The organism is Undibacterium sp. CCC3.4 (assembly GCF_034347425.1).
Taxonomy (GTDB): Bacteria; Pseudomonadota; Gammaproteobacteria; order Burkholderiales; family Burkholderiaceae_D; genus Undibacterium.
The window spans coordinates 830,782-857,083 of the sequence record NZ_CP133779.1; the positions used below are offsets into that span (position 1 = coordinate 830,782).

24 protein-coding genes and 1 riboswitch are annotated in these 26,302 nt (G+C 55.1%); of the genes, 13 read left to right on the forward strand and 11 right to left on the reverse strand.

Translation table 11 applies throughout. The features are described 5' to 3' along the window. The first annotated feature begins 14 nt into the window (after window positions 1-14). The 4 genes from RHM61_RS03750 to RHM61_RS03765 all read left to right on the forward strand — a co-directional run bounded on the left by RHM61_RS03750 (window position 15) and on the right by RHM61_RS03765 (window position 4,631). Entirely contained in the window at window positions 15-1,985 is a 1,971-nt protein-coding gene (locus tag RHM61_RS03750; protein ID WP_322249801.1) for a lytic transglycosylase domain-containing protein, read from the forward strand. Further along, entirely contained in the window at window positions 1,972-2,685 is a 714-nt protein-coding gene (locus tag RHM61_RS03755; RefSeq protein WP_322249803.1) for a glutathione S-transferase family protein, read from the forward strand. Before RHM61_RS03750 ends, RHM61_RS03755 begins: the two co-directional genes overlap by 14 nt. Before the next feature lie 5 nt (window positions 2,686-2,690). Beyond that, on the forward strand, window positions 2,691-3,887 hold the full coding sequence (locus RHM61_RS03760; protein WP_322249805.1) for a multifunctional CCA addition/repair protein: 1,197 nt from the start codon (window positions 2,691-2,693) through the stop codon (window positions 3,885-3,887). A gap of 78 nt (window positions 3,888-3,965) precedes the next feature. Beyond that, entirely contained in the window at window positions 3,966-4,631 is a 666-nt protein-coding gene (locus tag RHM61_RS03765) for a GNAT family N-acetyltransferase (protein ID WP_322249806.1), read from the forward strand. Window positions 4,632-4,921: 290 nt separating this feature from the next. On the opposite strand, the gene RHM61_RS03770 is transcribed toward RHM61_RS03765, so the two are convergent. From RHM61_RS03770 to RHM61_RS03785, 4 genes are all read right to left on the reverse strand, one after another. Beyond that, the gene (locus RHM61_RS03770) at window positions 4,922-5,515 is read right to left on the reverse strand and encodes a hypothetical protein (protein ID WP_322249807.1); all 594 of its coding nucleotides are present in this window, start codon (window positions 5,513-5,515) and stop codon (window positions 4,922-4,924) included. Between the two features lie 44 nt (window positions 5,516-5,559). Next, window positions 5,560-5,811, reverse strand: coding sequence for a cysteine peptidase family C39 domain-containing protein (locus tag RHM61_RS03775; protein WP_322249808.1), 252 nt, complete (start codon window positions 5,809-5,811; stop codon window positions 5,560-5,562). Further along, window positions 5,811-6,053 (reverse strand): hypothetical protein, encoded by a 243-nt coding sequence (locus RHM61_RS03780; RefSeq protein WP_322249809.1) that lies wholly within the window; start codon window positions 6,051-6,053, stop codon window positions 5,811-5,813. The genes RHM61_RS03775 and RHM61_RS03780 overlap by 1 nt, the downstream gene beginning before the upstream one ends. A 1,056-nt stretch (window positions 6,054-7,109) precedes the next feature. Next, window positions 7,110-7,610, reverse strand: a complete 501-nt coding sequence (locus RHM61_RS03785) for an Lrp/AsnC family transcriptional regulator (protein WP_322249810.1) — start codon at window positions 7,608-7,610, stop codon at window positions 7,110-7,112. Window positions 7,611-7,806: 196 nt separating this feature from the next. On the opposite strand from RHM61_RS03785, the gene hppD reads away from it, so the two are divergent. Then, window positions 7,807-8,922, forward strand: coding sequence for a 4-hydroxyphenylpyruvate dioxygenase (gene hppD / locus RHM61_RS03790; protein WP_322249811.1), 1,116 nt, complete (start codon window positions 7,807-7,809; stop codon window positions 8,920-8,922). A gap of 77 nt (window positions 8,923-8,999) precedes the next feature. Continuing rightward, on the forward strand, window positions 9,000-9,926 hold the full coding sequence (gene phhA / locus RHM61_RS03795; protein ID WP_323503252.1) for a phenylalanine 4-monooxygenase: 927 nt from the start codon (window positions 9,000-9,002) through the stop codon (window positions 9,924-9,926). Here phhA and RHM61_RS03800 read toward each other — a convergent pair. Next, window positions 9,923-10,765, reverse strand: coding sequence for a lipid A biosynthesis acyltransferase (locus tag RHM61_RS03800; RefSeq protein WP_416200227.1), 843 nt, complete (start codon window positions 10,763-10,765; stop codon window positions 9,923-9,925). The two genes, phhA and RHM61_RS03800, sit on opposite strands and share 4 nt — an antisense overlap. 31 nt (window positions 10,766-10,796) lie before the next feature. Then, window positions 10,797-11,651 carry a lysophospholipid acyltransferase family protein gene (locus RHM61_RS03805; protein WP_322249814.1) on the reverse strand — a complete coding sequence of 285 codons (855 nt, stop codon included), beginning with the start codon at window positions 11,649-11,651 and terminating at the stop codon, window positions 10,797-10,799. 247 nt (window positions 11,652-11,898) lie between these two features. Here RHM61_RS03805 and metK point away from each other — a divergent pair, with 247 nt between their 5' ends. The 6 genes from metK to RHM61_RS03835 all read left to right on the forward strand — a co-directional run bounded on the left by metK (window position 11,899) and on the right by RHM61_RS03835 (window position 20,660). Beyond that, entirely contained in the window at window positions 11,899-13,083 is a 1,185-nt protein-coding gene (gene metK / locus RHM61_RS03810; RefSeq protein ID WP_322249815.1) for a methionine adenosyltransferase, read from the forward strand. Window positions 13,084-13,156: 73 nt separating this feature from the next. Then, window positions 13,157-14,056 carry a M14 family zinc carboxypeptidase gene (locus RHM61_RS03815; RefSeq protein ID WP_322249816.1) on the forward strand — a complete coding sequence of 300 codons (900 nt, stop codon included), beginning with the start codon at window positions 13,157-13,159 and terminating at the stop codon, window positions 14,054-14,056. A 64-nt stretch (window positions 14,057-14,120) separates the two neighbouring features. Beyond that, window positions 14,121-15,878, forward strand: a complete 1,758-nt coding sequence (locus RHM61_RS03820) for an ABC transporter ATP-binding protein (protein WP_322249817.1) — start codon at window positions 14,121-14,123, stop codon at window positions 15,876-15,878. Continuing rightward, entirely contained in the window at window positions 15,868-17,628 is a 1,761-nt protein-coding gene (locus RHM61_RS03825) for an ABC transporter ATP-binding protein (protein ID WP_322249818.1), read from the forward strand. Before RHM61_RS03820 ends, RHM61_RS03825 begins: the two co-directional genes overlap by 11 nt. A gap of 11 nt (window positions 17,629-17,639) precedes the next feature. Beyond that, a complete protein-coding gene (locus RHM61_RS03830; protein ID WP_322249819.1) occupies window positions 17,640-19,880 on the forward strand; it encodes a PBP1A family penicillin-binding protein in 2,241 nt (746 codons plus the stop codon). A 219-nt stretch (window positions 19,881-20,099) separates the two neighbouring features. Further along, a complete protein-coding gene (locus RHM61_RS03835; protein ID WP_322249820.1) occupies window positions 20,100-20,660 on the forward strand; it encodes a hypothetical protein in 561 nt (186 codons plus the stop codon). 19 nt (window positions 20,661-20,679) lie between these two features. On the opposite strand, the gene metC is transcribed toward RHM61_RS03835, so the two are convergent. Next, window positions 20,680-21,882 carry a cystathionine beta-lyase gene (gene metC, locus RHM61_RS03840; RefSeq protein WP_322249821.1) on the reverse strand — a complete coding sequence of 401 codons (1,203 nt, stop codon included), beginning with the start codon at window positions 21,880-21,882 and terminating at the stop codon, window positions 20,680-20,682. Window positions 21,883-22,016: 134 nt separating this feature from the next. On the opposite strand from metC, the gene RHM61_RS03845 reads away from it, so the two are divergent. After that, window positions 22,017-22,496, forward strand: a complete 480-nt coding sequence (locus RHM61_RS03845) for an Lrp/AsnC family transcriptional regulator (protein WP_322249822.1) — start codon at window positions 22,017-22,019, stop codon at window positions 22,494-22,496. 1 nt (window position 22,497) lies between these two features. Here RHM61_RS03845 and RHM61_RS03850 read toward each other — a convergent pair whose 3' ends face one another. The 4 genes from RHM61_RS03850 to ahcY form a co-directional block, all read right to left on the reverse strand. Further along, window positions 22,498-23,280 carry an MBL fold metallo-hydrolase gene (locus RHM61_RS03850; protein WP_322249823.1) on the reverse strand — a complete coding sequence of 261 codons (783 nt, stop codon included), beginning with the start codon at window positions 23,278-23,280 and terminating at the stop codon, window positions 22,498-22,500. Window positions 23,281-23,457: 177 nt separating this feature from the next. Continuing rightward, a complete protein-coding gene (gene metF / locus RHM61_RS03855; RefSeq protein WP_322249824.1) occupies window positions 23,458-24,285 on the reverse strand; it encodes a methylenetetrahydrofolate reductase [NAD(P)H] in 828 nt (275 codons plus the stop codon). Next, window positions 24,282-24,623 (reverse strand): phage holin family protein, encoded by a 342-nt coding sequence (locus RHM61_RS03860; protein WP_322249825.1) that lies wholly within the window; start codon window positions 24,621-24,623, stop codon window positions 24,282-24,284. The genes metF and RHM61_RS03860 overlap by 4 nt, the downstream gene beginning before the upstream one ends. 59 nt (window positions 24,624-24,682) lie before the next feature. After that, a complete protein-coding gene (ahcY, locus tag RHM61_RS03865) occupies window positions 24,683-26,125 on the reverse strand; it encodes an adenosylhomocysteinase (protein WP_322249826.1) in 1,443 nt (480 codons plus the stop codon). Window positions 26,126-26,151: 26 nt separating this feature from the next. Further along, window positions 26,152-26,259: riboswitch (S-adenosyl-L-homocysteine riboswitch) on the reverse strand. Window positions 26,260-26,302: the final 43 nt, after the last annotated feature.

Here is a 26,302-nt window from a genome sequence, read left to right on the forward strand (position 1 = left end):
AACGATGTAAAAACATGTCTCTGAAAAAACTTTTATACCCTTTAAGTGCGCTGATCTTAGCAGGTTTCAGCAGCATCGCCAGCGCTGCACCAAAAACCTTCGTCACCGACGACGACCGTTTCATGGCTCTGCGCGATGCGGCGTTTCATGATGATGCGGCCAATGCCGAACTGTATGCGCAAGCACTGCCGCAATACGCGATTCCCTCGTATGTCGATTATTACCGTATCCGCGCCCATCTGGCCAGCGCCTCCAACACCGAAATGCGCGCCTTCATCACGCAATATCAAGGTAGCGCCATCGCTGATCGTCTGCGCAACGACTGGCTGAGCCAACTTGGCAAACGCGGCGAATGGGAGATATTCGACCAACAATACCCGCTCTTCGTGGTCGCGGATGACAACCAACTGCGTTGCTACGCCGTATTATCGAAAGCCTACAAACAGCAAAAAGTTACCGCCCAAGCACAAGCACTGCTCACGACCCCACGCGATTATGGCGAGGGCTGTTACAGCTTAGTCAATTACTTGGTCGACAACGGCCAATTCGGCCCAACTGAATTATGGGGACAGATGCGCATGGCGGCCGAAGCCGGTGCCCAAGCATTGGCGCAAAAACTAGGAAAATTACTCGGCGTGGCCGATAAAAAAATCAGTGCGGTGTTCGACAAACCCACTGCCATCATTAAAAACGGTCCCGATAACAATCGCGCCGGACGTGAGCTGTATTTACTCGCACTCGGCCGCGCCGCCCGCAAAGACAGCGGCGAAGCCGCCGATAATCTGTCGCGCTACGATGCCCACCTCAGTAGCACTGAACGCGCCAATGCTTGGGCCCAGATCGCCTTGCAATCGGCCCTGAAACTGGAAGCGGAAGCACCAAGCTACTGGCTGCGCGCCGATGGCGCAAATTTCTCGAACGAAGCCTACCAATGGCGCGTCCGCAGCGCCTTGCGCGAACTCGACTGGAAACGCGTGAAAAGCGCGATTCTCGACATGCCGGCCAATTTGAAAAATGACCCGACCTGGATCTATTGGCTAGCCCGCGCGCTCAAAGAAGAAGGCAAAACTGATGAAGCGCGCCAGTTGTTTGCCAGCATCGCCGAACAACTGCATTTCTACGGTCAACTGGCGAGCGAAGAAAGCGGCCAAAAAATCGGCGTACCTGCCAATGCCAAACCGATCAGTGCCGAAGAACTGGAACCTATTGCGCGCAATCAAAATTTACAAAGAGCCTTGAAATTTTATTCCATGAACCTGCGCCTTGAGGGCACGCGTGAATGGAACTGGGAATTGCGCAAGCTAACAGAACGACAACATCTGCTGGCTGCCGAATTGGCACGCCAAAACAATCTCCTCGACCGCATGGTCAACACCTCCGACCGGACCAAGGGTGAACTCGATTTCAGTCAGCGCTATCCGACGCCATTTAACGACAGCATGTACAAAACTACTCAGGCACTCGGACTCGACATGGCCTGGGTGTATGGCCTGATACGACAAGAATCACGCTTCATCATGACGGCTAAATCACAGGTCGGGGCTTCCGGCCTGATGCAAATCATGCCGTCGACGGCGCGTTATGTCGCCAAAAAAATCGGCTTGGGTAATTTTGTACCTGAGCAAGTCAATGATATCGATACCAATATCACGCTCGGTACCAACTACCTCAACATGGTATTGAGCGACCTCGGCGGCTCACAGGCACTGGCTTCGGCCGCCTACAATGCCGGCCCGGGCCGACCACGCGCCTGGCGCGCCAAATTGAGCCGTCCGGTCGAGGGAGCGATTTTTGCCGAAACGATACCGTTTTCCGAAACCCGCGGCTACGTCAAAAATGTCTTGTCGAATGCCACGTTCTACGCCGCCATGCTGGAAAAAAAACCGCAATCGCTCAAAGCCCGTCTCGGCATGGTCATACCGAAAGGGATGAACAGTGCCGATCCTGCCCTCACCGAAGAATTGAAAGCTGATGCAAGAGACTGAAACCCATCCTGCCATCGCGGCCCTGCTGGAACAGCACCGCCAGCGCATGGTCTTGGTAATAGGCAATAAGAATTATTCCTCTTGGTCGATGCGTGCTTGGTTGGTGATGAGCGCGTTCGGCATACCCTTCGAGGAAGTCCGCATTGCACTCGGTCAAGCCGATACCGCCGCACGCATCGCCAGCTACTCGGCGGCCGGCAAAGTGCCTGTACTGATCGCCAACAACATGGCGATCTGGGATTCCTTGGCGATTTGCGAATTTCTGGCCGAACAATTCAGCTCGCGCAATTTATGGCCGGCCGATGTAGGCGCGCGCGCGCATGCGCGCAGCATCTGCGCCGAAATGCATGCCAGCTTTGCCTCGATTCGCCACGACATGCCGATGAACATCCGCGCCGACTTGCGCGAGCAAGCACGCAGCTCGGGCGCGCAAGCCGATATCGGCCGCATCTGCGAAATCTGGGAAGATTGTCTGACCCGTTATGGCGCGCATGCCTACCTGTTCGGAGAATTCTGCATCGCCGATGCCTATTTTGCTCCGATCGTCATGCGCCTGCGCAGTTATGGCGTCACCTTGGCACCGGCCTTGCAAGCCTATGCAGAACGCCTGATCGCCCATCCGGCTGTGGCCGCTTGGATCGCCACCGCCCTGACAGAAACCGATACCGTCGCGTGGCACGAGGCACGCTCGGGAAGCTGAATGCGATGAAACAAACCTATGTCGTCGGCGGTGCGGTGCGCGATGCCTTGCTCGGCTTGCCGGTGCACGACCGCGACTATGTCGTCGTCGGCAGCAGCCCGGCGCAAATGCTGGCCGAAGGTTATCAAGCCGTCGGTAAAGACTTTCCGGTATTCCTGCATCCGCACAGTCATGCCGAATACGCATTGGCGCGCACTGAGCGCAAAACTGCCGCAGGCTACCAAGGCTTCGTGTTCCATACCGACCCCAGCGTAACGCTGGAACAAGACTTGATACGTCGCGATCTGAGCATTAACGCCATGGCGCAAGATGAGGATGGGCAACTGTACGACCCCTACGGCGGTCAGCGCGACCTGCAACTACGCATGTTTCGCCATGTCTCACCGGCGTTTGCCGAAGATCCGGTGCGCATACTGCGTGTGGCCCGCTTTGCCGCTCGCTTCTCGCTGCCACCGCACGACTTCACGGTTGCACCCGAAACCACCGCGCTCATGCGCAGCATGGTCGAGGCCGGCGAAGTCGACGCCTTGATGCCGGAACGGGTATGGCAAGAACTGGCACGCGGCTTGATGGAAGCCAAACCCTCGCGCATGTTTGAAGTCTTGCGCAGCGCCGGCGCGCTGGCACGCATCCTGCCAGAACTCGACGCCCTCTGGGGCGTGCCGCAAGCACCACAGCACCATCCTGAAAGCGATACCGGCATCCATGTCATGCTGTGCATCGATTATGCCGCCGCACGCAACTTTCCCTTGCCAGTACGTTTCGCCGCCTTATTGCATGATTTAGGCAAAGCTAGCTTGGTGGAACAAGTTTGCCGCCGCCTGAAAGTACCGGGCGAGTGCCGCGATCTGGCCTTCATGACCGCGCGCGAGCTTGGCCATCTCGGACGCGTATTCTCCATGTGCAGCAGTGACATCGTCGACCTGCTGGTGCGCAATGACGGCTTACGTAAGCCGCAACGCTTCCTCGAACTGCTGCGCGCCGCCGAATGTGCTCAATGCGGCCGCGCTGGTATCGCACAGCAAGACTTCCCGGCCGCCGTGGTTTGGCAACAGGCGCTACATGCAGTGCAACAAGTCGATGGCGCTGCCATCGCCAGGCTTTGCGTAGAACAGCAAAAAAGCATTCCCGAAGCCCTGCGCAAGGCCAGAATTGCCGCAGTGCAGCATCTTGAAAATCAAGTACTTAAGCAAGAAAACTAAGCTTTTCTGGAATAATTCGCCAGAATCGCCTACAATGCGTTGTGCGCTGCACAAATTCAATTGCAGTAAGGACACATCATGAATTCTGCCGACCTCTACGCCTCCCCAGCCCCTTCCTCGACGAGCAGTAAAGCCAAGGTTTACGTCAAAGAACTGGCCGAAAAAGACCGTCACCGCATTCTCCAGCATTTTCTCGCCCTGGAAGAAAGTGACCGCTTACTGCGCTTCGGCACTTATTTGCCCGACGTCATGGTCGAAAAGTATGTGGAAGGCCTCGATTTTTCACGCGATAAGGTATTCGGCGTGATGAGCCACCGTTTCCGCCTGGTCGGGGTCGGCCACCTCGCCTTCGCCGCGCGCACCGATAATGATGACATCAGTGAGAAGGACAGCATCGCCGAATTCGGCGTATCGGTCTCGAAATCCGCACGTGGCAAAGGAGTAGGCGCGAAACTGTTCGAACGCGGCGCAATTCACTGCCGCAATGCCGATGTTGACACCCTCTACATGCATTGCCTGGCATCGAATCAAACCATGATCCATATTGCCAGAAAAGCCGGTATGGAAATTCATCGCGAATACGGCGAAGCCGATGCCTATCTCAAATTGAGCCCGGCCGACGCCGCCAGCGTCTTGCTCGAAGCCGTGCAAGAACAAGTGGCCGCCATCGACTACACCATCAAAGCCAATGCCCGCGCCGCTGCCAAATGGCTCAAGCATTTGCCGGGTTGGAAAGACCGCTAGGCCAGTGTAGTTTTCCCAATGCTAGACTCGGCCAAGATATTTTTCACATCTCAAGCAACATCAAGCAACCGACTGCCGAACAACACCAATACGCTGTTTGCCTTTTTTATATGCGTGTTCTTGCAAAAATATGAGCTCAAAAAAATCTGCCATACAACAGCACCGAAAAGCAAGCCTGTGAAAATTTTTTGACGCTAAGAAATACCAGATCAGTGCAGTCCTTTTTTCCCTCGCTCATTGGCGAAGCTAACAATTTCGCACAGGCCAAGCCAGTCAAGCAAACAAATAAATTACTCGATGGCGATCCCTAAATCCTGTGGCGTCACGCCAACCACAGGCTGACAAGACTGCTGCGTAATGAGTTCGTCGCCAGCGCAAAACCAAACGTGGTGCAGACCACCATTTTCCTTTGACGCGACAGCCTGACGTAAGATATAGAGGCCGCCCTCAGGCGTTTTGACCTCGTAAGTCATTTCCAACAAAGAGAGCGGAAATCGATTACCGCTGCGTGCGACGATTTTTTTAAAATCACGGTCGGCATGACCATAATTCATTTCTTTAGTCAGACTGTTTCTGGGCACATGGATAAACAAGTGGGTCGGAACCTGATCCAAAGAAGCCAGCAATACGCGTTCATGCCCAAGCAAAAAAGCAACGGCACAGGCGGAACCACATTGGCCTCTCGCAAAAGTCGACAGTCGTCGCATATCGATCAATGCTTCGATTTCTGCCCCTATCCGTTTAGCATCGGCAGACGCACCAGGCGAGGCGCGATATTCAATCGCACGTAAAGTCGGATCATCGAAAAAGGCTTGTTTGCAATGTTTCAAATGCTCAGCAGAGATCATGCCTACCCACACATATCGATGGGAAAGTTTGTCCACGCCTATATTTTCCGGAAAAAAAAGGACTACGAAAAACACAGCACTCAGGAATAATTTTCCAAACATAGCTCATTCAAATAGACCGAATCAAGGAGAGGTTCTAGTCGCAACGCACGTGTCGACAATTCCAATGTCGCAGCATGTCGCATCAATTGCGCCATGCTCGCGCCTTTCAGACTGATACTGAAACGCCGGCGTAAATCAGCCAATTCGATATACCGACCGAAGTGTGCAGCGATCATCGCCAGACAAGCGAGCCCGCATTCCGTCGTTTCAGTTTGCAATATTGCTCTCATCACACGCGCCACGGCCCGCATTCATCAGCTTGCAACTGTTGCGATGCTCCATTGCCGATGCATAGTAAGAGAATGCGCGGCACAGCGACGGCATCGGGGAAGCGCCTAACTAGTGTGGTGCGTGCTATCGTCATCAGCGCGCAGCACCAATCGCCGCGCCCGAACAGCGGGTCATTCAGCTGCAAACAAGTTAATGGATCGTCGCAAGCGACGATGGAAAAGACTCTGGAAGGGGTTTGCATCCCCTCCCATCGCGTCGCTCCTTCGTCGCTCACCGGCCAAAAGAGGCTGTCGCAAAAGCCTGATGGACGTTTTTTACACCTGAAACACCGCATACCTCTTCATTCCTGCATGCCACAGCCTCGTCATTCCCGCATGCTTTTGGCGGGAACCCAGCGTCGTTTTTTTCACTGGAAATGCCACAATTTCTGGCATTTTCAGTTAACCACGAACGCCGCTGGGTTCCTGCCAAAAGCGCGCAGGAATGACGTGGCCACCAGTTAGGGTAATGATACCGACTCAATACCCTTTTGCGACAGCCTCTGAAGGCCGGAGTTTCAAACCCTAGTCAGATTTTTGATCAAATGTGCGCTGATTTGCTTGAACTGAAACAGGATTCATCAAGACGAAAAAAGCCCATACACTAAATCGAACAAAGATTCGTTTCATCGCTTCCCCGCTTAAAAAAATCGGACAAGGAAAACTTCTCATCCGATCAATTTTTTAGTCAATGTGCAGTTTTTTGAACCGTCCCTGCATAAAACAGTCCACCAAGAATCGAAACCCCCAAGGTAATACACATTCGCTATGACTTGGCAGAGCACTGAACCACCATACCTTGCATTCAAACGGAGAATATCCTGTCGGATCAGAAATAGAATAACTTGAACACTCCGTTAAGTTCAATACCGCCTAGTCGTTTTTTTCAAAAAAAACTCTGCCATACAACAGCGCCGAAAAGCAAGCCTGTGAAAATTTTTTGACGCTAAGAAATACCAGATCAGTGCAGTCCTTTTTTCCCTTGCTCATTGGCGAAGCTAACAATTTCGCACAGGCCAAGCCAGTCAAGCAAACAAGTAAATTACTCGATGGCGATCCCTCAAGCCTGTGGCATCACGCTAACCACCGGCTAACAAAACTGCAGCGTGCGACGATTTTTTAACATCACGGTCGGCATGACCCTCATTCATTTTTTTGGTCCGACTGTTTCTGGGCACATGGATAAACCAGTGGGGCGGAACCACATTGACCAGACCGATTGCCAATTCATCGCTGGGACGACGGCACGCTGAAAAACATCAGGCAGCCGGTATCGTCAGCGCGGTGGTTTCTTTAATTTTCTGCAAGGCAAAACTGGATTTAACATCCAGCACGGCGGGGTGGCGCAGCAAGGTTTCCATCATGAAGCGCGAAAAATGGTCCATGTCTTCTACATGCACGCGCAACAGATAATCCATCTCGCCGGTCATGGCATAGCAAGCGATGACTTCGGTCCACTGCGCAACCGAGCCGGCGAAGTCATCCCGTGGCGAACGCGATATGCCCTTGCCGGGGTGGTCACTGTGTTTCTCGAGGCGGACATTGACATAGGCCAGTAAACCCAGGCCGATCTTGGCGGCTTCGAGCAGGGCGACGTATTTGCGGATGACACCGCTGTCTTCCAGGCGCTTGATACGGCGCAGACACGGTGAGGGCGACAGATTAACGCGTTCGGCCACTTCCTGGTTACTCAGGCGACCGTCGGCTTGCAGGATGGCGAGGATTTTTCGATCAATTTTATCGAGACTGATTTCGGTCATGGTATGCCAATATTATTCATAGTTGAGCAATATTATTGCGCAAATTATGTTTTCACTGTGCGATTTTGCAATTTTATCGCGTGCTGTGCAGACTATACTGATAACTTGATCTGTATCAAACGCGCCTGCTTGTAGTCTGCATGGCGTCGATATGGTGAACTCTGACAATAATATCTGACCAACACAGGAGACATGCATGAGCTTGCAAACATGGGATAACCCTATGGGTACCGATGGCTTTGAATTCATCGAATACGCCGCACCCGACCCGATTGGACTGGGCGAATTATTCGTCACCATGGGTTTCACCGCGATTGCCAAACATCGCACCAAAGATGTCACCTTGTTTCGTCAGGGCGATGTGAATTTCATCATCAATGCCGAACCGGATTCGTTTGCCCAAAAATTTGCGCGCAAACACGGTCCTTCGGTGTGTGCCTTTGCCTTCCGTGTCAAAGATGCCAATGCCGCCTACCAGCGTGCGCTTGATCTCGGTGCATGGGGTTTCGATAACAAAACCGGGCCGATGGAACTCAATATTCCGGCCATCAAGGGTATCGGCGATGCACTGGTGTATTTTGTCGACCGGTGGCATGGTAAAGATGGCGCACCGGACGGTGCGATCGGCAACATCAGTATCTATGATGCCGATTTCGTCGCCATTCCCGGCGTACCGTCTAATCCGGTCGGTCATGGTCTGACGTATATCGATCACCTGACGCACAATGTGCATCGCGGGCGGATGGCAGAATGGGCCGATTTTTACGAGTCGCTGTTTAATTTCCGCGAAATCCGCTACTTCGATATCGCCGGCAAACATACCGGTTTGAAATCGAAGGCAATGACTTCGCCGTGCGGAAAAATCCGTATTCCTATCAATGAATCATCCGATGATAAATCGCAGATCGCCGAATACCTCGATTTGTATCATGGTGAAGGCGTGCAGCATATCGCCATGGGAACCGACAATGTCTACCAAACTGTCGGCGACATGAAACAAGCCGGCGTGGTATTCCAAGACACCATCGATACCTACTACGATTTGATCGATCGTCGCCTGCCTGGCCACGGTGAAGATTTGGCGGCGCTGCGCAAGCTGCGCGTACTGGTCGATGGCAAAAGCACGGAAACTTCACGTGAATTGCTGCTGCAAATATTTACCACCACCGTGATCGGTCCGATTTTCTTTGAAATCATTCAGCGTAAAGGCGACCAAGGTTTCGGCGAAGGGAATTTCCGCGCCCTGTTTGAATCGATAGAACTCGATCAAATCCGTCGTGGCGTGCTCAAGGATGAAACAGCCAGCGCCTGATGTTTGCAGCGCTGATGTAAGCACAAAATAAGGGCTGAGCACGACAAGTGCCAGCCTTTTTTTTACAAAAGAAGAAGATGATGAAAACAACAGAGACAAGCGCAATACAAGTCAGTCATGCCGACAATGCGGCCTTCCTCGCCAGCGTGGCGGGTAAATCCGATGGCGCGGCGCTGCGTGGCGATTACCGGCTGGCCGATGAACACTATGTGGTGCAACAGGATTGGTTGGCCTACAGCGAGGCCGAGCACGCCTTGTGGCGCCAACTGTATCAACGACAGATGGCCCTGCTGCCGGGCCGGGCTTGCGATGAATTCATCGCGGCCTTGGCTGGCCTGAATGCGGCCGATGGTATTCCACAATTCACCGCAACTTCCGAGGCCTTGTTTGTGGCCACCGGCTGGCGCATCGTCGCGGTGCCGGGCTTGATTCCGGAACAGAGTTTTTTCGAACACTTGGCCAACCGCCGCTTTCCAGTAACGGTATGGCTGCGTACACCGGCGGAATTTGATTACATCGTCGAACCCGATGTATTCCATGATTTTTTCGGTCATGTGCCAATGTTGTTCAATCCGGTATTTGCCGATTACATGCAGTTATATGGTCAGGGCGGTTTGAAAGCGATGCAATTAGGCGGCCTTGATCAATTGGCGCGGCTGTATTGGTATACGGTGGAATTCGGTCTGATCAATACGGCGCAAGGCTTGCGGATTTACGGCGCGGGGATTTTATCTTCGGGTGGCGAAGTCGAATATTGTCTGCAACCGGGCAGTGCCTCGCGCCATATTCGCTTCGATGTCGAGCGCTGTCTGCGCACCCTGTACAAAATCGATTCGTATCAGGAAACGTATTTCGTTATCGATGATTTCAAACAGTTGTTCGACGGTACCGCACCAGACTTCGCGCCGTATTATGAAAGATTACGCAGCATCGAAGCGCTGCCGGCCAGTACCCTGCTTAATGGCGAAGCCGAACTGTTGCCACTGCAAGCGGGAGCGGCTTAATACACGCTGTCTTGTCCCGGCGGGCGGGTCTTGAAGCGCTTATGGGCCCAGAAATATTCGGCCGGTGCCTTCAAGACCTCGCTTTCGATGAAGGCATTCATGGCGCGCGTAGCGGCCGTCATATCGTCACCGGGATAACTTTCCCACGGCGGATGAAAGCAGACTTTCCAACCACGATAATTGGGAAGCATGGTGGCGATTACCGGTACCACGCGTGCACCGGTGCTGGCGGCGATACGCGGCAAGGCGGTCAAGGTGGCGGCAGGAACGCCGAAAAAGGGAATGAATTCGGCATCTTTAGCACCGAAATCCATATCCGGCAGCATGAAGAAGGGGATGCCCTCGCGCAGCGCACGGATGATGGGTTTGACGCCTTCGGCGCGGGCAAACAGTTTCACCGGACGAAAACGCGAACGACCGCGCCGCAGCGCTTGGTCAAACACAGCATTACTCTGGCGCGTGTAAATTGAGCACAGCGAGGTTTCCAACATTACCGCCACACCGGCCACATCGAGGTTGACGAAGTGCGGACACATCAGTATCGTCGGCCCGGCAGCGATGGTGGCCAGCGGTACGCCTGGTTCGACCTGTATCAAGCGACGCAAACGCGCTGCCGATGACCACCATAAAATCCCCCGTTCCAGCACGCTGCGCACATACATTTGGAAATGCCGACGCGCCAGCGCCAGCCGTTCCGCTTCGCTGCGTTCTGGAAAACACAGGCGCAAATTGGTCAGCGCGATATGGCGGCGTTTACGAATTAAAATAAACAGCAAGGCCCCGACCGCTTCACCGAAACGACCGAGCAGTGGCAGCGGCAAGAAATGCAGCAGCCACATCACACCGAGAACAATTCTCACAGTAACTCCATCAGGCGGCAGGCGGGGTGGCCGGCGGCGGCGCAGCACCGTCCGGTTGTTTGTAACGGTTATAACTCCAGAAATACTGCGCCGGCGCGCGTGCGATCAGCTTTTCCATCGCCCGGTTGATGGCTTCGGCTTGCTGTACGCTGTCGCTGCCGAGTTCTTCCTCGAAGGCGACGAAGCGCACCACATAGCCACGTCCGTGCGGCAAGCGCTCGGCATAGGTCAAAATAATCGGCGCGCCGCTCATGCTGTGCAATTTCGCCGATAAGGTCATGGTGTAAGCCGGCTTGCCGAAAAACTTCGCCCACACACCCTCACCTTCTTGCGGCACTTGATCGGGTAATAAGCCTATCGCCTCGCCCTTTCTGAGTGCCTTGGCCATGGTTCGCACACCCGACAGATTGGCCGGCGCCAGTAATAAATTGGCGCGCGCGCGTGCGCCCTCGATCAGCGGTTTCAGCGCGGCTTTGCGCGGCGGGCGGTACAGCGCGGTCAGGCGGGTGCGGGCGGCAATCACTTGAGCGACGATTTCAAAGCAGCCCAGATGCGGGGTGAGTAAGATCACGCCTTTTTTTTCTGCCAAGGCACGCTCGACCAATTCCCAGTTTTCCACGCTGGCGGTGCGCAGCACGCGCTCCGGCTGGGCGCACCAGATAAACGGCAATTCCAATACATTTTTGCCGGTTTCGCGCGCCGCAGCCGCCAAATCAGCCGAAAAACCTGCGCGCGCGACATTCTCGCGCAGACGCCGGCGATACGATGGAGACAGTAAATAGACAAGTCGACCAAGCCCCGAACCGATGACATGCAGAACCGGCAGCGGCAAGAACGAGAGACAACGGAATAAAATGATAAGCATGAGGCCGCTCAAGAATCAATGTAAAAAGTGAGGGGTATTCGACACAGCTTGAATAGAAGGCGTAAAATATCACATATTGGCTCGCTTCGGACGCGTCTTGTGCATACCTTGCACCGACTTGCCCGAACCAGCTACCGCCGAGTTAACAGACAACTTGCGAGGCGGTATATAAGTTCCGCTAAAGCGTCGCAGGTTCTCTTCCCGACTGCGGCACAATTTTTTACGGTCATTTTTATAGGAGCCTGCGATGGCTAATGATTTCCTTTTCACTTCCGAATCGGTGTCCGAAGGACACCCGGACAAAGTCGCCGATCAAATTTCGGACGCAATCCTCGACGCTATTTTTGAACAAGATCCGCTCTCGCGGGTGGCGGCAGAAACTCTGACCAACACCGGTTTGGTGGTGTTGGCCGGTGAAATTACCACACAAGCCAATGTCGATTACATTCAGGTCGCCCGCGATACCATCAAGCGCATCGGCTATGACAATACCGAATACGGCATCGATTATAAAGGCTGCGCGGTGCTGGTCGCCTACGATAAGCAGAGCAATGACATCGCCCAAGGGGTCGATCGCGCCAGCGATGATTACCTCAATATTGGTGCCGGCGATCAAGGCTTGATGTTCGGTTACGCCTGCGATGAAACCCCGGAACTGATGCCGGCACCGATTTACTATGCCCACCGTTTGGTCGAGCGCCAAGCGCAGTTGCGTAAAGACGGTCGCCTGCCGTTCCTGCGTCCCGATGCCAAGAGCCAAGTGACGATGCGCTATGTCGATGGCAAGCCGCACAGTATCGATACCGTCGTGCTGTCGACTCAGCATAGCCCGGACCAGAGCGAAACCGCCACCAAGATGAAAGCCTCGTTCATCGAAGCCATCATCGAAGAGATCATCAAACCGGTGCTGCCGAAAGAATGGCTGCTCGATACCAAGTTCTTGATCAATCCTACCGGGCGCTTCGTCATCGGTGGCCCGCAAGGCGATTGCGGCCTCACCGGTCGCAAGATCATCGTCGACACCTACGGCGGCGCTTGCCCGCACGGTGGTGGTGCTTTTTCCGGTAAAGATCCGACCAAAGTCGATCGTTCGGCTGCGTATGCGGCACGCTATGTCGCCAAAAACATCGTCGCCGCCGGTTTGGCACGGCAATGCCAGATTCAAGTCGCGTATGCGATCGGCGTGGCGCGCCCGATGAATGTCACCGTCTACACCGAAGGTACGGGTGTGATTCCGGACGAGCAATTGTCGGCCCTGGTAAATGAACACTTCGATCTGCGTCCGAAAGGCATCATTCAGATGCTCGATCTGCTGCGTCCGATTTATGCCAAAACCGCCGCCTACGGCCATTTCGGTCGTGAAGAGCCGGAATTCACTTGGGAACGTACCGACAAAGCGGCGCTCCTGCGCGCTGCCGCCGGCTTGAACTGACCCCCACGCCGCAGCGCGCCGCAGCCACTTTGGCAGCGGCGCGCTGCGGCGCTTTTCTGGAGCAGATGTAATAATGCAATGGGTACTCTTGCGTAACAATTCCCTCACCGCTTTGCGCTGCCGGCACAGTTTGGCACTGCTGATGAGCACGGCACTTCCAGCCTTCGCGGCAGCGCCAGCGCCAGCAAAAATCAATGACTGGTGCATACCCTTGGCGGCGAAACTGCCAAAAATTTCTACCAATGATTGCCGAAACAGTAAGCTCGTTCCCAGCGGAGCGAATTCCATCAATGGTTTTCCGCTGCTCACGCGCGATATCGGTGCCGATCCTAAGCAGAAGCGCCCACTGAAAATCTTGTTACTGGGTGGAATACACGGCGATGAGCAGACTGCCTCGGCCATCGTGTTTCGCTGGCTCGACGCGATGCAAAAAAGTGGGCCACAGGAATTTCAATGGAAGATCGCACCGCTGGTCAATCCGGACGGTATGCTGGCACCCAAATCGCAACGCATGAATGCCCATGGTGTCGATTTGAATCGTAATTTCCCTACCCCCGGCTGGCAACAGGAAGCACCGGCTTACTGGTCTCGCGTAACGCGCCGTGATCCGCGCCGCTTTCCCGGCCGCGCCCCGGTTTCCGAGCCGGAAAGCCGTTGGGTCTTTGATACCATAGAAAAATTCAAGCCTGACCTGGTAATCTCGGTGCATGCACCGTTCGGCGTGCTCGATTTCGATGGTCCGAGTGCACCGCCAAGTCGCTTCGGGCGCTTGATCTACAGCCGCGTCGGCGTGTATCCTGGTTCGCTCGGCAACTACAGCGGCGTGCACAAAGATATTCCGGTAGTGACGATAGAGTTACCAAACGCGACGCAAATGCCACCGGAGGCCGAAATTCAACGGATCTGGCAAGACATGCAAAAATGGATACGTGCGAATGTCGCGACCCCACTTAAAACGGCCAGCAATCCTTGAACACGGCCGCCCTACGCCGGCAGGCGCTGTTGATTGACGACGCACGCACAATCCCCCCCACCTAATGACACTCGCCCAGCTACTCCGAGAATTCCTTCGCCGCCACTGGCGCCATTACAGCGCGGCCGGTCTGATGTTGTTCGCCGTCGCCGCCCTGACGGTGCTGATTCCGCGCCGGGTCGGGGCCATCATCGATCGCATGGTCAAACATGAACTCGATCAGCGCAGCTTAGCGTTCGAGTTGCTGTGGCTGTTACTGATGGGCTTGGCGATCTATTTTCTGCGGGTGGGCTGGCGTTTACAATTATTTGCCGCTTCGTATCAGCTCGGGGTCGAGCTGCGTACTCGCTTGTATCAGCGTCTGAGTTTGCAAGGGCAAAGTTTTTTTCAGCAACAGCGCACCGGCGATCTGATGGCGCTCGGGACCAATGATGCCGATGCCATCGAATTGGCGGCCGGTGAAGCGGCTTTAGCTGGCTTTGACGGCTCGCTGACATTCGCGCTGGTAATCGGTATGATGCTGCTCGGGGTAGATTGGCGTTTGGCCGCGGCGGCGCTGCTACCCTTCCCGCTCATGGCATGGGCGTTTACTAAAATTACTCGGCAAATCCAACAAGCTTCGCGTAATTCGCTCGAGTGTTTCAGTGCCCTCAATGATCAAGTACAAGAAAGCTTGGCCGGGGTGCGCACACTGCGCGCGCTCGGTTTGGAACAACGCAGCGCGGCGCAATTCGCCGCCTTGGCCGAACGCGCGTCTGCCGCCAGTCTGTCGGCGCAACGTTGGGAAGCCGCGTATGAGCCAACGGTCGGCATTGCGCTCACCAGCGCCGGTGCGCTGACCTTGGCCGTCGGCGGTTTTCTGGTCTGGCAAGAAGAAATCAGCATCGGTATGTTGACCAGTTTTTCCATGTATTTGGGTCAACTGATCTGGCCGATGTTCGCTGCCGGTTGGGTCTTGTCATTACTGGAACGCGGCAAAGCGGCCTGGAACCGGCTCGAGCCGGTGCTCAGCGCCCCCTTATCGGTCACCGACAGCGGCCAAATCAGCACGCCACCCTCGGGCAGCGTGCAACTGCATGCGGTCTCCTTCACTTATCCTGGCCAGCAACAACCGGCACTCAGTGACATCAGCCTCACGCTCGCACCGGGCCAGACCCTGGGCATAGTCGGCCCTACCGGTGCCGGTAAATCGACACTGATCCGTTTATTGTTACGGCAAATAGAATGCGCCGCCGAAGGCGGAGTAATCTGCTGGGGTGGTCAGCCTTTGGCCGACTACCGTTTGCACAGCCTGCGCAGTGCCATCAACTGGGTGGCACAGGAACCGTTTTTATTTTCTGCTTCAGTGGCCGACAACATCGCGTTGGCACGGCCCGATGCCAGCCGCGCCGAAGTGATGGCAGCGGCGACGCTGGCGGCGATTCATGATGATATTCTGCGTTTTCCACACGCTTATGACACCGCCGTCGGTGAACGCGGCGTCTCGCTCTCGGGCGGCCAGCGCCAGCGCGTCGCCATCGCGCGCGCACTGCTGACGGTGAGTCCGCTGCTGCTGCTCGACGATGCCTTGTCGGCCGTCGACACCGACACCGAAACCCGCATCCTGCAGCATCTGGCCGACTGGCGCAGTGAACATGCGCTGCGCAGTACCGTCATCGTCAGCCATCGCCTCAGCGCAGTGGTCGATGCCGATCATATCGTGGTGCTACGCGAAGGCCGTATCGTCGAACAAGGTCGGCATGCCGAACTGCTGGCCGCCGACCAATGGTATGCCGCGCAATGGCGTTATCAACAACTGGAGGCCAGTCTCAATGCCGCATAAACCAGTCGCTGCAATCGGCTCGGAAAAACAGCAAGCGGTCGGATTGCTGGTCGCCGCCGCCACCCCAGAACGCCGCCACGTCGTGCTCGGCATCGTGTTTCTGTGTATCGCGGCCGGTCTCGAAGCGCTTGGCCCCTTGCTCGGCAAAGCCTTCATCGATCGCTATTTGTTACCGCACCAAATCGACAAGTCGGTGGTACTCGGCTTGCTGGCCACGTATGTGCTGACCGGCTGGGCTGCCACCTGGCTGCGCTATCTGCAACTGACGCGCTTGGCCGGCGTGGCGATGCGCTCGGTACGCCGGTTGCGGGAACAGGTGTACAGCCATGTACTGCGCCTGCCTATGAGTTTCTTTGATCAAGCCATCACCGGCCAACTGGTGAGCCGCGTCACCAATGATACCGAAGCGGTTAAAAATCTCTACGTGCAGGTGCTGTTTGTGATGCTCGACAGTTCCATCGTCGTGCTCGGTGCCTTGGTCGCCATGGCTTGGCTGGATTGGCATCTGATGCTCATCGTGCTGCTGTTGATTCCGGCAGTAGTGATCATCGTCTGGTTTTATCAGCGTTGGAGTGCGCCGGCCGTCACGCGGGCGCGTCAATTACGCAGTGAAATCAATGCCCAAGTGGCCGAAAGTATCAGCGGCATGAGCGCGCTGCAAGCCTGTAATGCCGAACGCGGTTTCGGGCAGCGCTTTGCCGACACCAACCGCTTGCATTACACCGCCAGGCTTGATGAATTGCGCGCCAATGCCTGGCTGCTGCGACCAGCCTTGGATTTGCTCAACTCGGTGCTGCTGGTGGTGGTGATTTACTGTTTTGGCCAGCGCGATTTTTCCGCTATCGAAGTCGGGGTTTTGTATGCCTTTGTCAGCTATATCGCGCGCGTGGTCGATCCGCTGATCCAAATCACCCTGCAATTCGGGCAAATTCAGCAAGCCATCGTCTCGGCGGCCCGAGTTAATGCCTTGCTGCAGGAAACAATCGTCCCGCAGCACAGCAGCGACGCCCTGATCACGCACGGCGAACTGGCCATCGCGTCGGTCGATTTCGCCTACACGCCCGGTTATCCGGTGCTACAACAGATCAGCCTGCAGATTCCAGCCGGCAGTTTTTTCGGTGTGGTCGGCCATACTGGCAGCGGCAAATCGACGCTGATGAGTTTGTTACTGCGTTTTTACACCGCCCAAGCCGGCAGCATACGCATCGATGGCCAACCCCTGGCAGCATTTTCTGAAGCGCATTTCCGCGCCAGCGTCGGTCTGGTGCCGCAAGAACCGTTTCTGCTGGCCGCCAGCGCCGGCGAAAACATCAGTATGGGGCGCAATCTCAGCCAAGCCGAGATCGAGCGCGCCGCGCGGGCCGCCCATGTCCACGATTTCATCTTGCAGCTCGAAGACGGTTACGCTACCGCGCTCGGTGAAGGCGGTGCCCGCCTCTCTACCGGCCAAAAGCAATTGGTCGCCATCGCGCGGGCCTTGGCTGGCCGGCCGCGCATCTTGTTTCTCGATGAAGCGACTTCGCATATCGACAGTGAAACCGAACAAATCGTACAACTGGCTTTGGCCGAATTACGCGGACAGGTGACGGTGGTCGCGATTGCCCATAGACTCTCAACCATCCGCGATGCCGACAGCATCGTCGTGCTCAATCACGGCCACGTGGCCGAGCAAGGCAGACACCAAGAATTGATGCAAATCGATCAAGGTCTGTATCAAAAGCTCTATCTGCTGCAAACTTTAGAAGAATAGGATACTCAACAATGAAATGGCTCTTAGCAGTTTTTCTGGCGCTCGGCCTGGCCGCCGCCAGCACTGCCGCCTATGTGTTGCTGGTGGTCGTACCTGATTTACCAGCGCTCGACGCGGTTACCGATTATCAACCGAAAATTCCACTGCGTATTTACACCGCAGACAATGCCTTGATCGGCGAATTCGGTGATGAACACCGCGACTTTGTCGCGATTGCCGACATTCCCGCAGTATTGAAAAATGCTCTGCTGAGCATTGAGGATGCCCGTTTTTATGAACATCACGGGGTCGATTTCATCGGCCTTAGCCGCGCCTTGCTGGCTGATTTGAGCGGCGGCTTTCACCAGGGTGCCTCGACCATCACGATGCAGGTGGCGCGCAATTTTTTCTTATCCCAAGAAAAAACTATCAACCGAAAAATTCGCGAGATTCTGTTGACCTTCCGTATCGAGGCAGCACTATCGAAAGATCAGATTCTCGAACTGTATATGAATCAGATTTATCTCGGCCAGCGCACCCATGGTTTTTCCAGCGCCGCCAAAACCTATTTCGGCAAACCGCTCAATCAACTCTCCCTGGCGGAAGCGGCAATGCTGGCCGGGATACCGCAAAACCCAGTACGACATAATCCGGCGGTCAATCCGCAGCGCGCCAAAGAACGCCAAATCCTGGTACTCAAAAGCATGCTCAGAAAAGACTTGATCACGCCGGCGCAATTCGAGCAAGCCAGCCATGAACATCTGACCGTCACGGGCAAGCAGCAATTCGATGCGCACGCCGACTATGCGGCTGAAATGGTACGCCAAGTCATCGTCGCCGAATATAAAGAGGCAGCCTATACTTCCGGCATTCGCGTCACCACCACCTTGCTCAAAGCCGATCAGGATGCGGCCTGGGAAGCGGTGCGCAAAAATGTCATGGAGTACGATCAGCGCCACGGCTACCGCGGCCCGGAAACGCGCATCACCTTGCCGAGCAATGAGGATGAGCGCGACGATGCGATCGATGATGTGCTGCGCAAATATCCCTCCAATGAGCGCCTGCTTGCTGCGGTCGTGACTGCCGCCTCAGGTAAAACCGTGGCGGCTGAATTGGCCAGTGGTGAGAGCATAGAAATCACTGGCGAGGGCTTGCGCTTTGCCGCCGCCGCACTGCAAAGCAAAGCCAAAGCCGAACTGAAAATTGCGCCAGGCGCGCTGATACGCGTGATACAAGACAGCAAAAAACGCTGGAGCATCAGCCAATTACCCGAAGTGGAAGGGGCCTATGTGGCGCTCAATGCCGACAGCGGTGCGTATCGCGCGCTGGTTGGCGGTTTCGATTTCAACCGCAATAAATTCAATCATGTCAGCAGTGCCTGGCGCCAGCCCGGCTCCAGCCTCAAGCCCTTCATTTATTCGGCGGCCTTGGAAAAAGGCTTTGCTCCGGCTACCCTGATCAATGACGTGCAATTGTCAGCCACCACCGATGTCTTGTTGCATTGGGATCCGCGCAATGATGATAATAAATACGATGGCCCGATCAGCCTGCGCACGGCCTTGGCGCAGTCGAAAAATGTCGCCTCAGTACGGGTACTCAAAGCCATAGGAGTAGCCACGGCACGCGACTGGTTGCCACGTTTCGGCTTTAGCAAAGACAAGCATCCCGACAATCTGACGCTGGCCCTCGGCACCGGTGCCGTCACGCCGCTGCAGTTGGCCGGCGCGTATGCCGTATTTGCCAACGGCGGGTTTCAAGTCAAGCCGTGGTTGATCAGTAAAGTGACGGATTCACATGGCAAGCTGCTGAGCGAAGCCAAGCCAGCGCTGCCAGCGCTGGAAGAAAACCGTGTGATCGACAGCCGCAATGCTTTTGTCATGGATAGTTTGCTGCGCGAAGTCACACGCAGCGGTACCGGTGCAGCCGCGTCAGTAAGACTGGGTCGTCACGATTTGGCCGGCAAAACCGGTACCAGCAGCGAGGCCGTCGACGGTTGGTTCGCCGGGTATGCCGCCAATGTGGTGGCGGTGGCGTGGATGGGTTACGACGATCCGAAATCGCTGGGTGGACGTGAATTTGGTGCCACACTGGCGCTGCCGATTTGGATCGACAGCATGCGCGCCAGTTTGGCCGGTAAAGCCGAAAGCAAGCGCACACCGCCCGATGGCGTGCTCAATGTCGAGGGTGACTGGGTCTACAGTGAGTTTCAAAATGGTGCGGGCGTGAAGACCCTCGATCTGGAAGAAACTGCGCCGCTTCCGGTGCCGGGATAAAAAAAACCCGCAAACAGCGTTTGCGGGCGGAAATCCTGACCTTTGGAGGAGTTGCAATAGGATGTGCGCAGCATAGCAAGCCGGCGTGACGGGCGTATGACAATCTCGGGCCATTGGCGGCAAAGCCTGAACAGAGGGCGCTTTCTGCCCCTGTTCCGTGGCTGAAATGAGCGGCTGTTTGGCTACACTGTAGATTGTCATCGCTACATGGAGGTCATCATGCCTACCGGATATCGCACCACCCTGCGCACTATGCCGCCAGAGCCGAAGCTATTGCATGGCACGCCGGGGACCATCTACCTGCTGCACAATGACAGCCTGCGCGAGGGCGTGTATAAAATCGGTGCCACGCGCCGTTCGGGTACGGCCAAAGCGATGGAATTGAATCGCGATGCGCACAATATGTTACCGGGAAATTACGAGTGCGTTTTCGAATTACATGCGAAAGATTGCGGTGCCTCGCTCGAAGCAATCTGCCTGGCCTTCAGCGCTCAGCGTCTCGGCAAAAGACATCTCGATTTTTTTCAATTCGATTTGGAACTCGCCAGTCAAACCATACTCAGCTTGGTTGGCGAGATCAACAGCGCACTGTTAGAACGCGTGCAAGTACGGCAGCACTATGCCAGCGATCAGAAGCGTCACTTGTTACCCGACTTACTGCCCGACTCATTAGCCGAACAGCGCGCAAACAATCTGACCGAGCCGGAACAGGAAACCGCACTGCTATTTACCGCACCGACCGGTTTGCTGCAAAAAGCCTTTCAATGGGTCGCTGCCTGACCCGGCACTGAGTACTCATTCACGCTGCCACGGCCAAGCCGTCGGCGCGCAGAGCGGCAAAGCCAAGTGCCAAATCATCGAGCAAATCATCGACAGCTTCGAGACCGACATGCAGACGCAGCATCGGCGCTTGCCATTTTTCTGCATCGATGCTGCGACACTTAGCCGGCCAAGTCGGCAAGATCAAGCTTTCATAGCCACCCCAACTGAAACCAATGCCAAATAAGCGCGTGCGATCGATCAGCGCGGTCATTTGCTGCTGCGTGATATCGGCGCGAAACACGGCACCCATTAAACCGCAGGCATATTCAGGACGGAAATCGCGCTTCCACAAGGCATGGCCGGCGCTGCCTTCGAGCGGTGGATACAGCACTTCCGCCACTTCCGGTTGCGCCTGCAACCAGCGCGCCACCACGTGCGCGCTGTCGCGATGTACGGCCAAGCGCGCCGCCATGGTGCGCAAGCCACGCAGCGCCAAGGCCGCATCGTCGGCACCGACCGACATACCGAGCTGTTTATAACATTGACGCACGCGCTCATACAGGGCGTCGTTGGTCAAGATGGCCCCCATCAAGGCATCCGAATGGCCGACGATATATTTGGTGGCAGCATGAATCGAGACATCGATACCGAGTGCGAACGAATCCCAACCTATCGGCGTGGCCCAAGTACTGTCGGACACCAGCACCGCGCCGCCGGCATGCGCCACTGCGGCGATGGCCGGAATATCCTGCACTTCAAAGGTCAGCGAACCCGGTGACTCGACAAACACTACTTTGGTATTGGGCTGCATGAGGGCGGCAATGCCGGCACCGATGAGCGGATCGTAGTAGGTCGTCGTCACGCCGATTTGGCGTAACAGGCCGGCGCAAAAATCGCGCGTCGGATCGTATACCGTATCGACCATCAGCAAATGATCGCCCGGGCCCAGCAAGGCCAGCAAGGTGGTGGTAATGGCTGACAGCCCCGACGAAGTCAACATGCAGCCGGCCGCCCCTTCGGCAGCACACAGGGCGTGTTCGAGCGCGAGCGTGGTTTCGGTGGCATGGCGGGCGTAAGAGCGGCGCGTGCCACAGGCATCGGCTAAGGCAGCACAATCGGGAAACAGCATGGTCGAAGCGCGCACCAAGGGTGGATTGACCGGCCCGCCGTGCTGCTTGTCTTTGCGACCGGCATGCGTCAAGCGGGTGGCGGTTTGTAAGGGGTGCTGGTGGTGGTTCATGAATAACTCCGAAGTCAAGGATCTGTGCAGCATCTGCGAATAAGGCTATCGTAACAAGCATTGGCAGAAATTTTTTACCAAAAATCACTGCCAATTATGTTATTTTTAGAATAGTTTTCTAAAAATTGACGGTTATGGATAAAAAAGATCTCGAAATTCTCAGTTTACTGCAAAAAGATGCGTCGATTGCTTTGTCTGATCTGGCGCAAGCCGTGCATTTGTCGGTCACGCCGTGTTGGCGGCGTGTGCAGAAACTGCATGAAGATGGGGTGATACGACAGCAGGTGGCCTTGTGCGACCCGGTCGCGCTCAATCTCGGTTTGACGGTGATGGTGGCGCTGAAAGCGGCGCGCCACAATGAACAATGGATGCAACAATTCATCAGCGGCGTCAAAGATATCGCCGAAATCGTTGAAATTCTGCGCATGAGTGGTGAGCTCGATTACCTGCTCAAGGTGCATGTGCCGGACATGGCCGGGTTTGATATCGTATATAAAAAACTGGTGAAGGTGGCAGACCTGCAGGATGTCAGTTCAAGCTTTGTGATGGAAGTCATCAAGAGCACCACCGCGCTGCCGCTCCATTACGCCGTGCTCAAGGCGAAAGCATCGTGAATCAGCCGCGGAAGCGATACTGCTCCTGCGTGAATAAATCGATGCCGCACTGTAAATTTTCTATCCAATCAAGGAAGGCATGGATGGCCTCGCGGCCTACGAAGTAACGGCCATGCTGCGGCACGAGCATGTCGATATCCATCTGCCTGACCATATTAGCCCAGTAACGGCACACCTTGTTCGACACCATGTAACGCTGGTGAAAACCGCTCATGCTGGGTAATTCGCGATAAAACTCTTCTTTGCTGCGAATCGGCTGAAGAATCGCATCGGCATCGACCATCGATGCCCCCATATCGCCGGAAAACAGTATCTTCGATTTGCTGTCATAAAATTGAAAATTACCTTCGGCATGCAGAAAATGTGCCGGCACGGCATGAATGATGGTGTCACGCATCACCACCGGCATGCCTTCGTCGGGAATGCCGATGATGCGACCGTCGGCGCGGTTGAGGTTACAAAAATGCGGCACGAAACGCGACCACAGCTTGGAAACATACAAGTTGCACGAAGTGCTGAACAACCACTTGTCGAGCGCGCCGATGATGTCCGGATCTTGGTGTGAGGCGAACAGATATTTGAGCTGCTGCTTGGGGAGGTATTTATGCATCGCCAGCACCAGAGAATTGTAGGTCAAATGCCCGGACGGATCGATCAGTGCCCCCTCACCATCGGAAACGATAAGAAATTGATTCGCTTGAACCGCATGATCGCCAGCATCTTTGACGAGGTCATTAAACATCACACAAATGTGTTTGCCGTCATTGTAGAGTTCGATAGCCAAAGCTGCTCCCGCGAATTGATCTGAAATAGAGCTCGATTGTAATCAGAAAAAAAACGGAAACTTTGATTTACGTCAAAATGATGCTTTAAAGCAAAGTGTAGCTGCCGACGCCCGGTCCGCAGCTACACGGTACGACAGGGCGACGCACTCAGAAGATTGAACACTTACCCGACGTCCTCAGACCAGACGCTGCCAAATCGCCATCGTCGGCGCGGCTTGGTTGAGTGAATAGAAATGCAAGCCCGGTGCGCCGCCCGCCAGCAAGCGTTCACACAAGCTGGTAACGACATCGAGCCCGAAGGCCTTGATCGAGGCTTGGTCGTCGCCGTAACTATTGAGTTTCAAGCGTATCCAGCGCGGAATCTCGGCACCGCACATTTCTGAAAACCGTTGCAATTGGCTACTGTTGGTAATCGGCATGATACCGGCGACGATAGGGGCATCGACGCCATGACGACGGGCTTCGTCGACAAAGCGGAAATAGCCGTCGGCATTATAAAAATACTGGGTGATGGCGGCATTGGCACCAGCTTGCATCTTGCGCACGAAATGATTCATATCATCTTGCGGCGAACGTGCTTGCGGATGCATTTCCGGATACGCGGCCACTTCAATATGAAACCAGTCGCCACTTTCGGCCCGAATGAATTCCACCAGTTCATTGGCGAAGCGGAATTCACCACCCATCCCGTAACCACTCGGTAAATCACCACGCAGCGCCACCAGGCGGCGGATGTCATGGGCTTGAAACTGCTGCAGGATGTCGCGGATCGCTTCGCGCGTGCCACCGACGCAAGATAAATGCGGTGCTGCGGCAAAGCCTTCGCGTCGGATATCGATCACGGTATCGAGCGTGCCTTGTTGCGTAGTGCCGCCGGCACCGAAGGTGACGGAAAAATATTTAGGTTGGAGCACCGCCAACTGGGCACGCGTGGCGCGCAGCTTGTCCATCCCTTCCGCCGTCTTGGGCGGAAAAAATTCTATGCTGAAATTATGCGTCATCATTTATTCAGTAATAAGGTAGTCAGCGTCCAGGAGATCACACTGTAGAGTAAAGCGCCGCCAACCGCAGCCCAAAAACCGGCTACATAGAAACCATCGACCAAATTCGCCACGCCCCAAAACAGCAAGCCGTTGATCACGAAGATGAACAAGCCCATGCTCAGCAGGGTGACTGGCAAAGTCAGCAAAACCAAAACCGGCCGCAGTATCGTGTTGACCAACCCGAGTACCAACGCCACCATCAGGGCAGTGCCGAAACTGGCAATCGATACCGAGTGCATCAGATAGGGAATCGCCAACAGCGCAAGCGCATTGATCAACCAACTGGCGAGTAAACGCATCATGACTCCTGTTTTTTTCGCGCAAAACCGCCGACTCCGAGGAGCCGGCGGTGCGAGGTTTAATAACGATACTGCTCAGGCTTGTACGGACCGGCTTGGCTCACGCCAATATACGCAGCTTGTTCATCGGTGAGCACGCTGAGTTGGGCATTCAAGGTTTTGAGCTGCAAACGAGCAACTTTTTCATCGAGATGCTTAGGCAAAGTGTAAACGCCGACTGGGTATTTGTCATTATTCAAGAACAATTCAATCTGCGCAATCGTTTGATTGGCGAAGGAAGAGCTCATCACATAGGAAGGATGACCGGTACCGCAACCGAGGTTGACCAGACGACCTTCGGCCAACAAGATGATGCGTTTGCCATCGGGGAAGATGACATGATCAACTTGTGGCTTGATGTTTTCCCAGGTGTACTGCTTGATCGAAGCGACATCGATTTCATTATCGAAGTGACCGATATTGCAGACGATCGCCTGGTTTTTCATCTTCAACATGTGTGCATGGCTGATCACATGGTAGTTACCCGTGGTGGTAACGAAGATATCGCCGAATTCGGCCGCATATTCCATCGTCACAACACGATAGCCTTCCATGGCCGCCTGCAGTGCGCAGATCGGGTCGATCTCTGTCACCCAGACTTGGGCTGACAAGGCACGCATGGCTTGGGCACAGCCCTTGCCGACGTCACCATAACCGGCGATGACGGCGACTTTACCGGCAATCATGACATCGGTGGCGCGCTTGATACCATCAACCAGCGATTCGCGGCAACCGTAGAGATTGTCGAATTTCGATTTGGTGACAGAATCATTGACGTTGATCGCCGGGAAAGCGAGCTTGCCATCTTTATGCATTTGATACAAACGATGTACGCCGGTGGTAGTTTCTTCGGTCACGCCTTTGATGGCGGCCAAACGTTTCGAATACCAGTTGGCTGTGGTTTTGAGGCGGCCTTTGATGGCATTGAACAGGCAGATCTCTTCTTCCGAAGTCGGATTAGCGAGCACCGACAAGTCGGTTTCGGCACGGGTACCGAGATGCAGCAACAGCGTTGCATCGCCGCCGTCGTCGAGTATCATGTTAGAAAAACCACCATCGGTCCATTCGAAAATACGATGGGTAAATTCCCAGTATTCATCGAGGTTTTCGCCTTTGAAGGCGAACACCGGGGTACCGCCGGCGGCAATCGCTGCTGCGGCATGATCTTGGGTCGAGTAAATATTGCAAGAAGCCCAACGTACCTGCGCGCCGAGGGCGTTCAGGGTTTCGATCAGCACGGCTGTCTGTATCGTCATGTGCAGCGAACCAGTGATGCGTGCACCTTTCAATGGCTGGCTGGCGGCGAATTCTTCACGAATCGCCATCAAACCCGGCATTTCAGTCTCAGCGATGGCGATTTCTTTACGCCCCCAACTGGCAAGACTCAGGTCGGCGACGAAAAAGTCTTGGGCAGCAGTAGCGCTGGGAGTGGAAGTTGTTGCGGAAATAACAGTGGCGTTCATCACGCCCTCCTTTCTGATTGAAAAAAGTAACGTGAGCGCGGTTGTGTGGAATGGCTGTTCCGAAGAAAAACGATTCACGCAGCGTTCCAAGCCTGGCCTGATCACTTGATCGGGTCGCAACGCTCCTTGGAACAGACGCAGTATAACTCAGCTTTGGCCGACGTGCATGAATCGAAC

Excerpts from the sequence above, each read along its gene's own strand:
- RHM61_RS03750 (WP_322249801.1), top strand. The coding sequence starts at position 15 with ATGTCTCTGAAAAAACTTTTATACCCTTTAAGTGCGCTGATCTTAGCA.
- RHM61_RS03755 (WP_322249803.1), top strand. The coding sequence starts at position 1,972 with ATGCAAGAGACTGAAACCCATCCTGCCATCGCGGCCCTGCTGGAACAG.
- RHM61_RS03760 (WP_322249805.1), top strand. The coding sequence starts at position 2,691 with ATGAAACAAACCTATGTCGTCGGCGGTGCGGTGCGCGATGCCTTGCTC.
- RHM61_RS03765 (WP_322249806.1), top strand. The coding sequence starts at position 3,966 with ATGAATTCTGCCGACCTCTACGCCTCCCCAGCCCCTTCCTCGACGAGC.
- RHM61_RS03775 (WP_322249808.1), bottom strand. The coding sequence starts at position 5,811 with ATGAGAGCAATATTGCAAACTGAAACGACGGAATGCGGGCTCGCTTGT.
- RHM61_RS03780 (WP_322249809.1), bottom strand. The coding sequence starts at position 6,053 with ATGCAAACCCCTTCCAGAGTCTTTTCCATCGTCGCTTGCGACGATCCA.
- RHM61_RS03785 (WP_322249810.1), bottom strand. The coding sequence starts at position 7,610 with ATGACCGAAATCAGTCTCGATAAAATTGATCGAAAAATCCTCGCCATC.
- hppD (WP_322249811.1), top strand. The coding sequence starts at position 7,807 with ATGAGCTTGCAAACATGGGATAACCCTATGGGTACCGATGGCTTTGAA.
- phhA (WP_323503252.1), top strand. The coding sequence starts at position 9,000 with ATGATGAAAACAACAGAGACAAGCGCAATACAAGTCAGTCATGCCGAC.
- RHM61_RS03800 (WP_416200227.1), bottom strand. The coding sequence starts at position 10,765 with ATGTGGCTGCTGCATTTCTTGCCGCTGCCACTGCTCGGTCGTTTCGGT.
- RHM61_RS03805 (WP_322249814.1), bottom strand. The coding sequence starts at position 11,651 with ATGCTTATCATTTTATTCCGTTGTCTCTCGTTCTTGCCGCTGCCGGTT.
- metK (WP_322249815.1), top strand. The coding sequence starts at position 11,899 with ATGGCTAATGATTTCCTTTTCACTTCCGAATCGGTGTCCGAAGGACAC.
- RHM61_RS03815 (WP_322249816.1), top strand. The coding sequence starts at position 13,157 with ATGCAATGGGTACTCTTGCGTAACAATTCCCTCACCGCTTTGCGCTGC.
- RHM61_RS03820 (WP_322249817.1), top strand. The coding sequence starts at position 14,121 with ATGACACTCGCCCAGCTACTCCGAGAATTCCTTCGCCGCCACTGGCGC.
- RHM61_RS03825 (WP_322249818.1), top strand. The coding sequence starts at position 15,868 with ATGCCGCATAAACCAGTCGCTGCAATCGGCTCGGAAAAACAGCAAGCG.
- RHM61_RS03830 (WP_322249819.1), top strand. The coding sequence starts at position 17,640 with ATGAAATGGCTCTTAGCAGTTTTTCTGGCGCTCGGCCTGGCCGCCGCC.
- RHM61_RS03835 (WP_322249820.1), top strand. The coding sequence starts at position 20,100 with ATGCCTACCGGATATCGCACCACCCTGCGCACTATGCCGCCAGAGCCG.
- metC (WP_322249821.1), bottom strand. The coding sequence starts at position 21,882 with ATGAACCACCACCAGCACCCCTTACAAACCGCCACCCGCTTGACGCAT.
- RHM61_RS03845 (WP_322249822.1), top strand. The coding sequence starts at position 22,017 with ATGGATAAAAAAGATCTCGAAATTCTCAGTTTACTGCAAAAAGATGCG.
- metF (WP_322249824.1), bottom strand. The coding sequence starts at position 24,285 with ATGATGACGCATAATTTCAGCATAGAATTTTTTCCGCCCAAGACGGCG.
- RHM61_RS03860 (WP_322249825.1), bottom strand. The coding sequence starts at position 24,623 with ATGCGTTTACTCGCCAGTTGGTTGATCAATGCGCTTGCGCTGTTGGCG.
- ahcY (WP_322249826.1), bottom strand. The coding sequence starts at position 26,125 with ATGAACGCCACTGTTATTTCCGCAACAACTTCCACTCCCAGCGCTACT.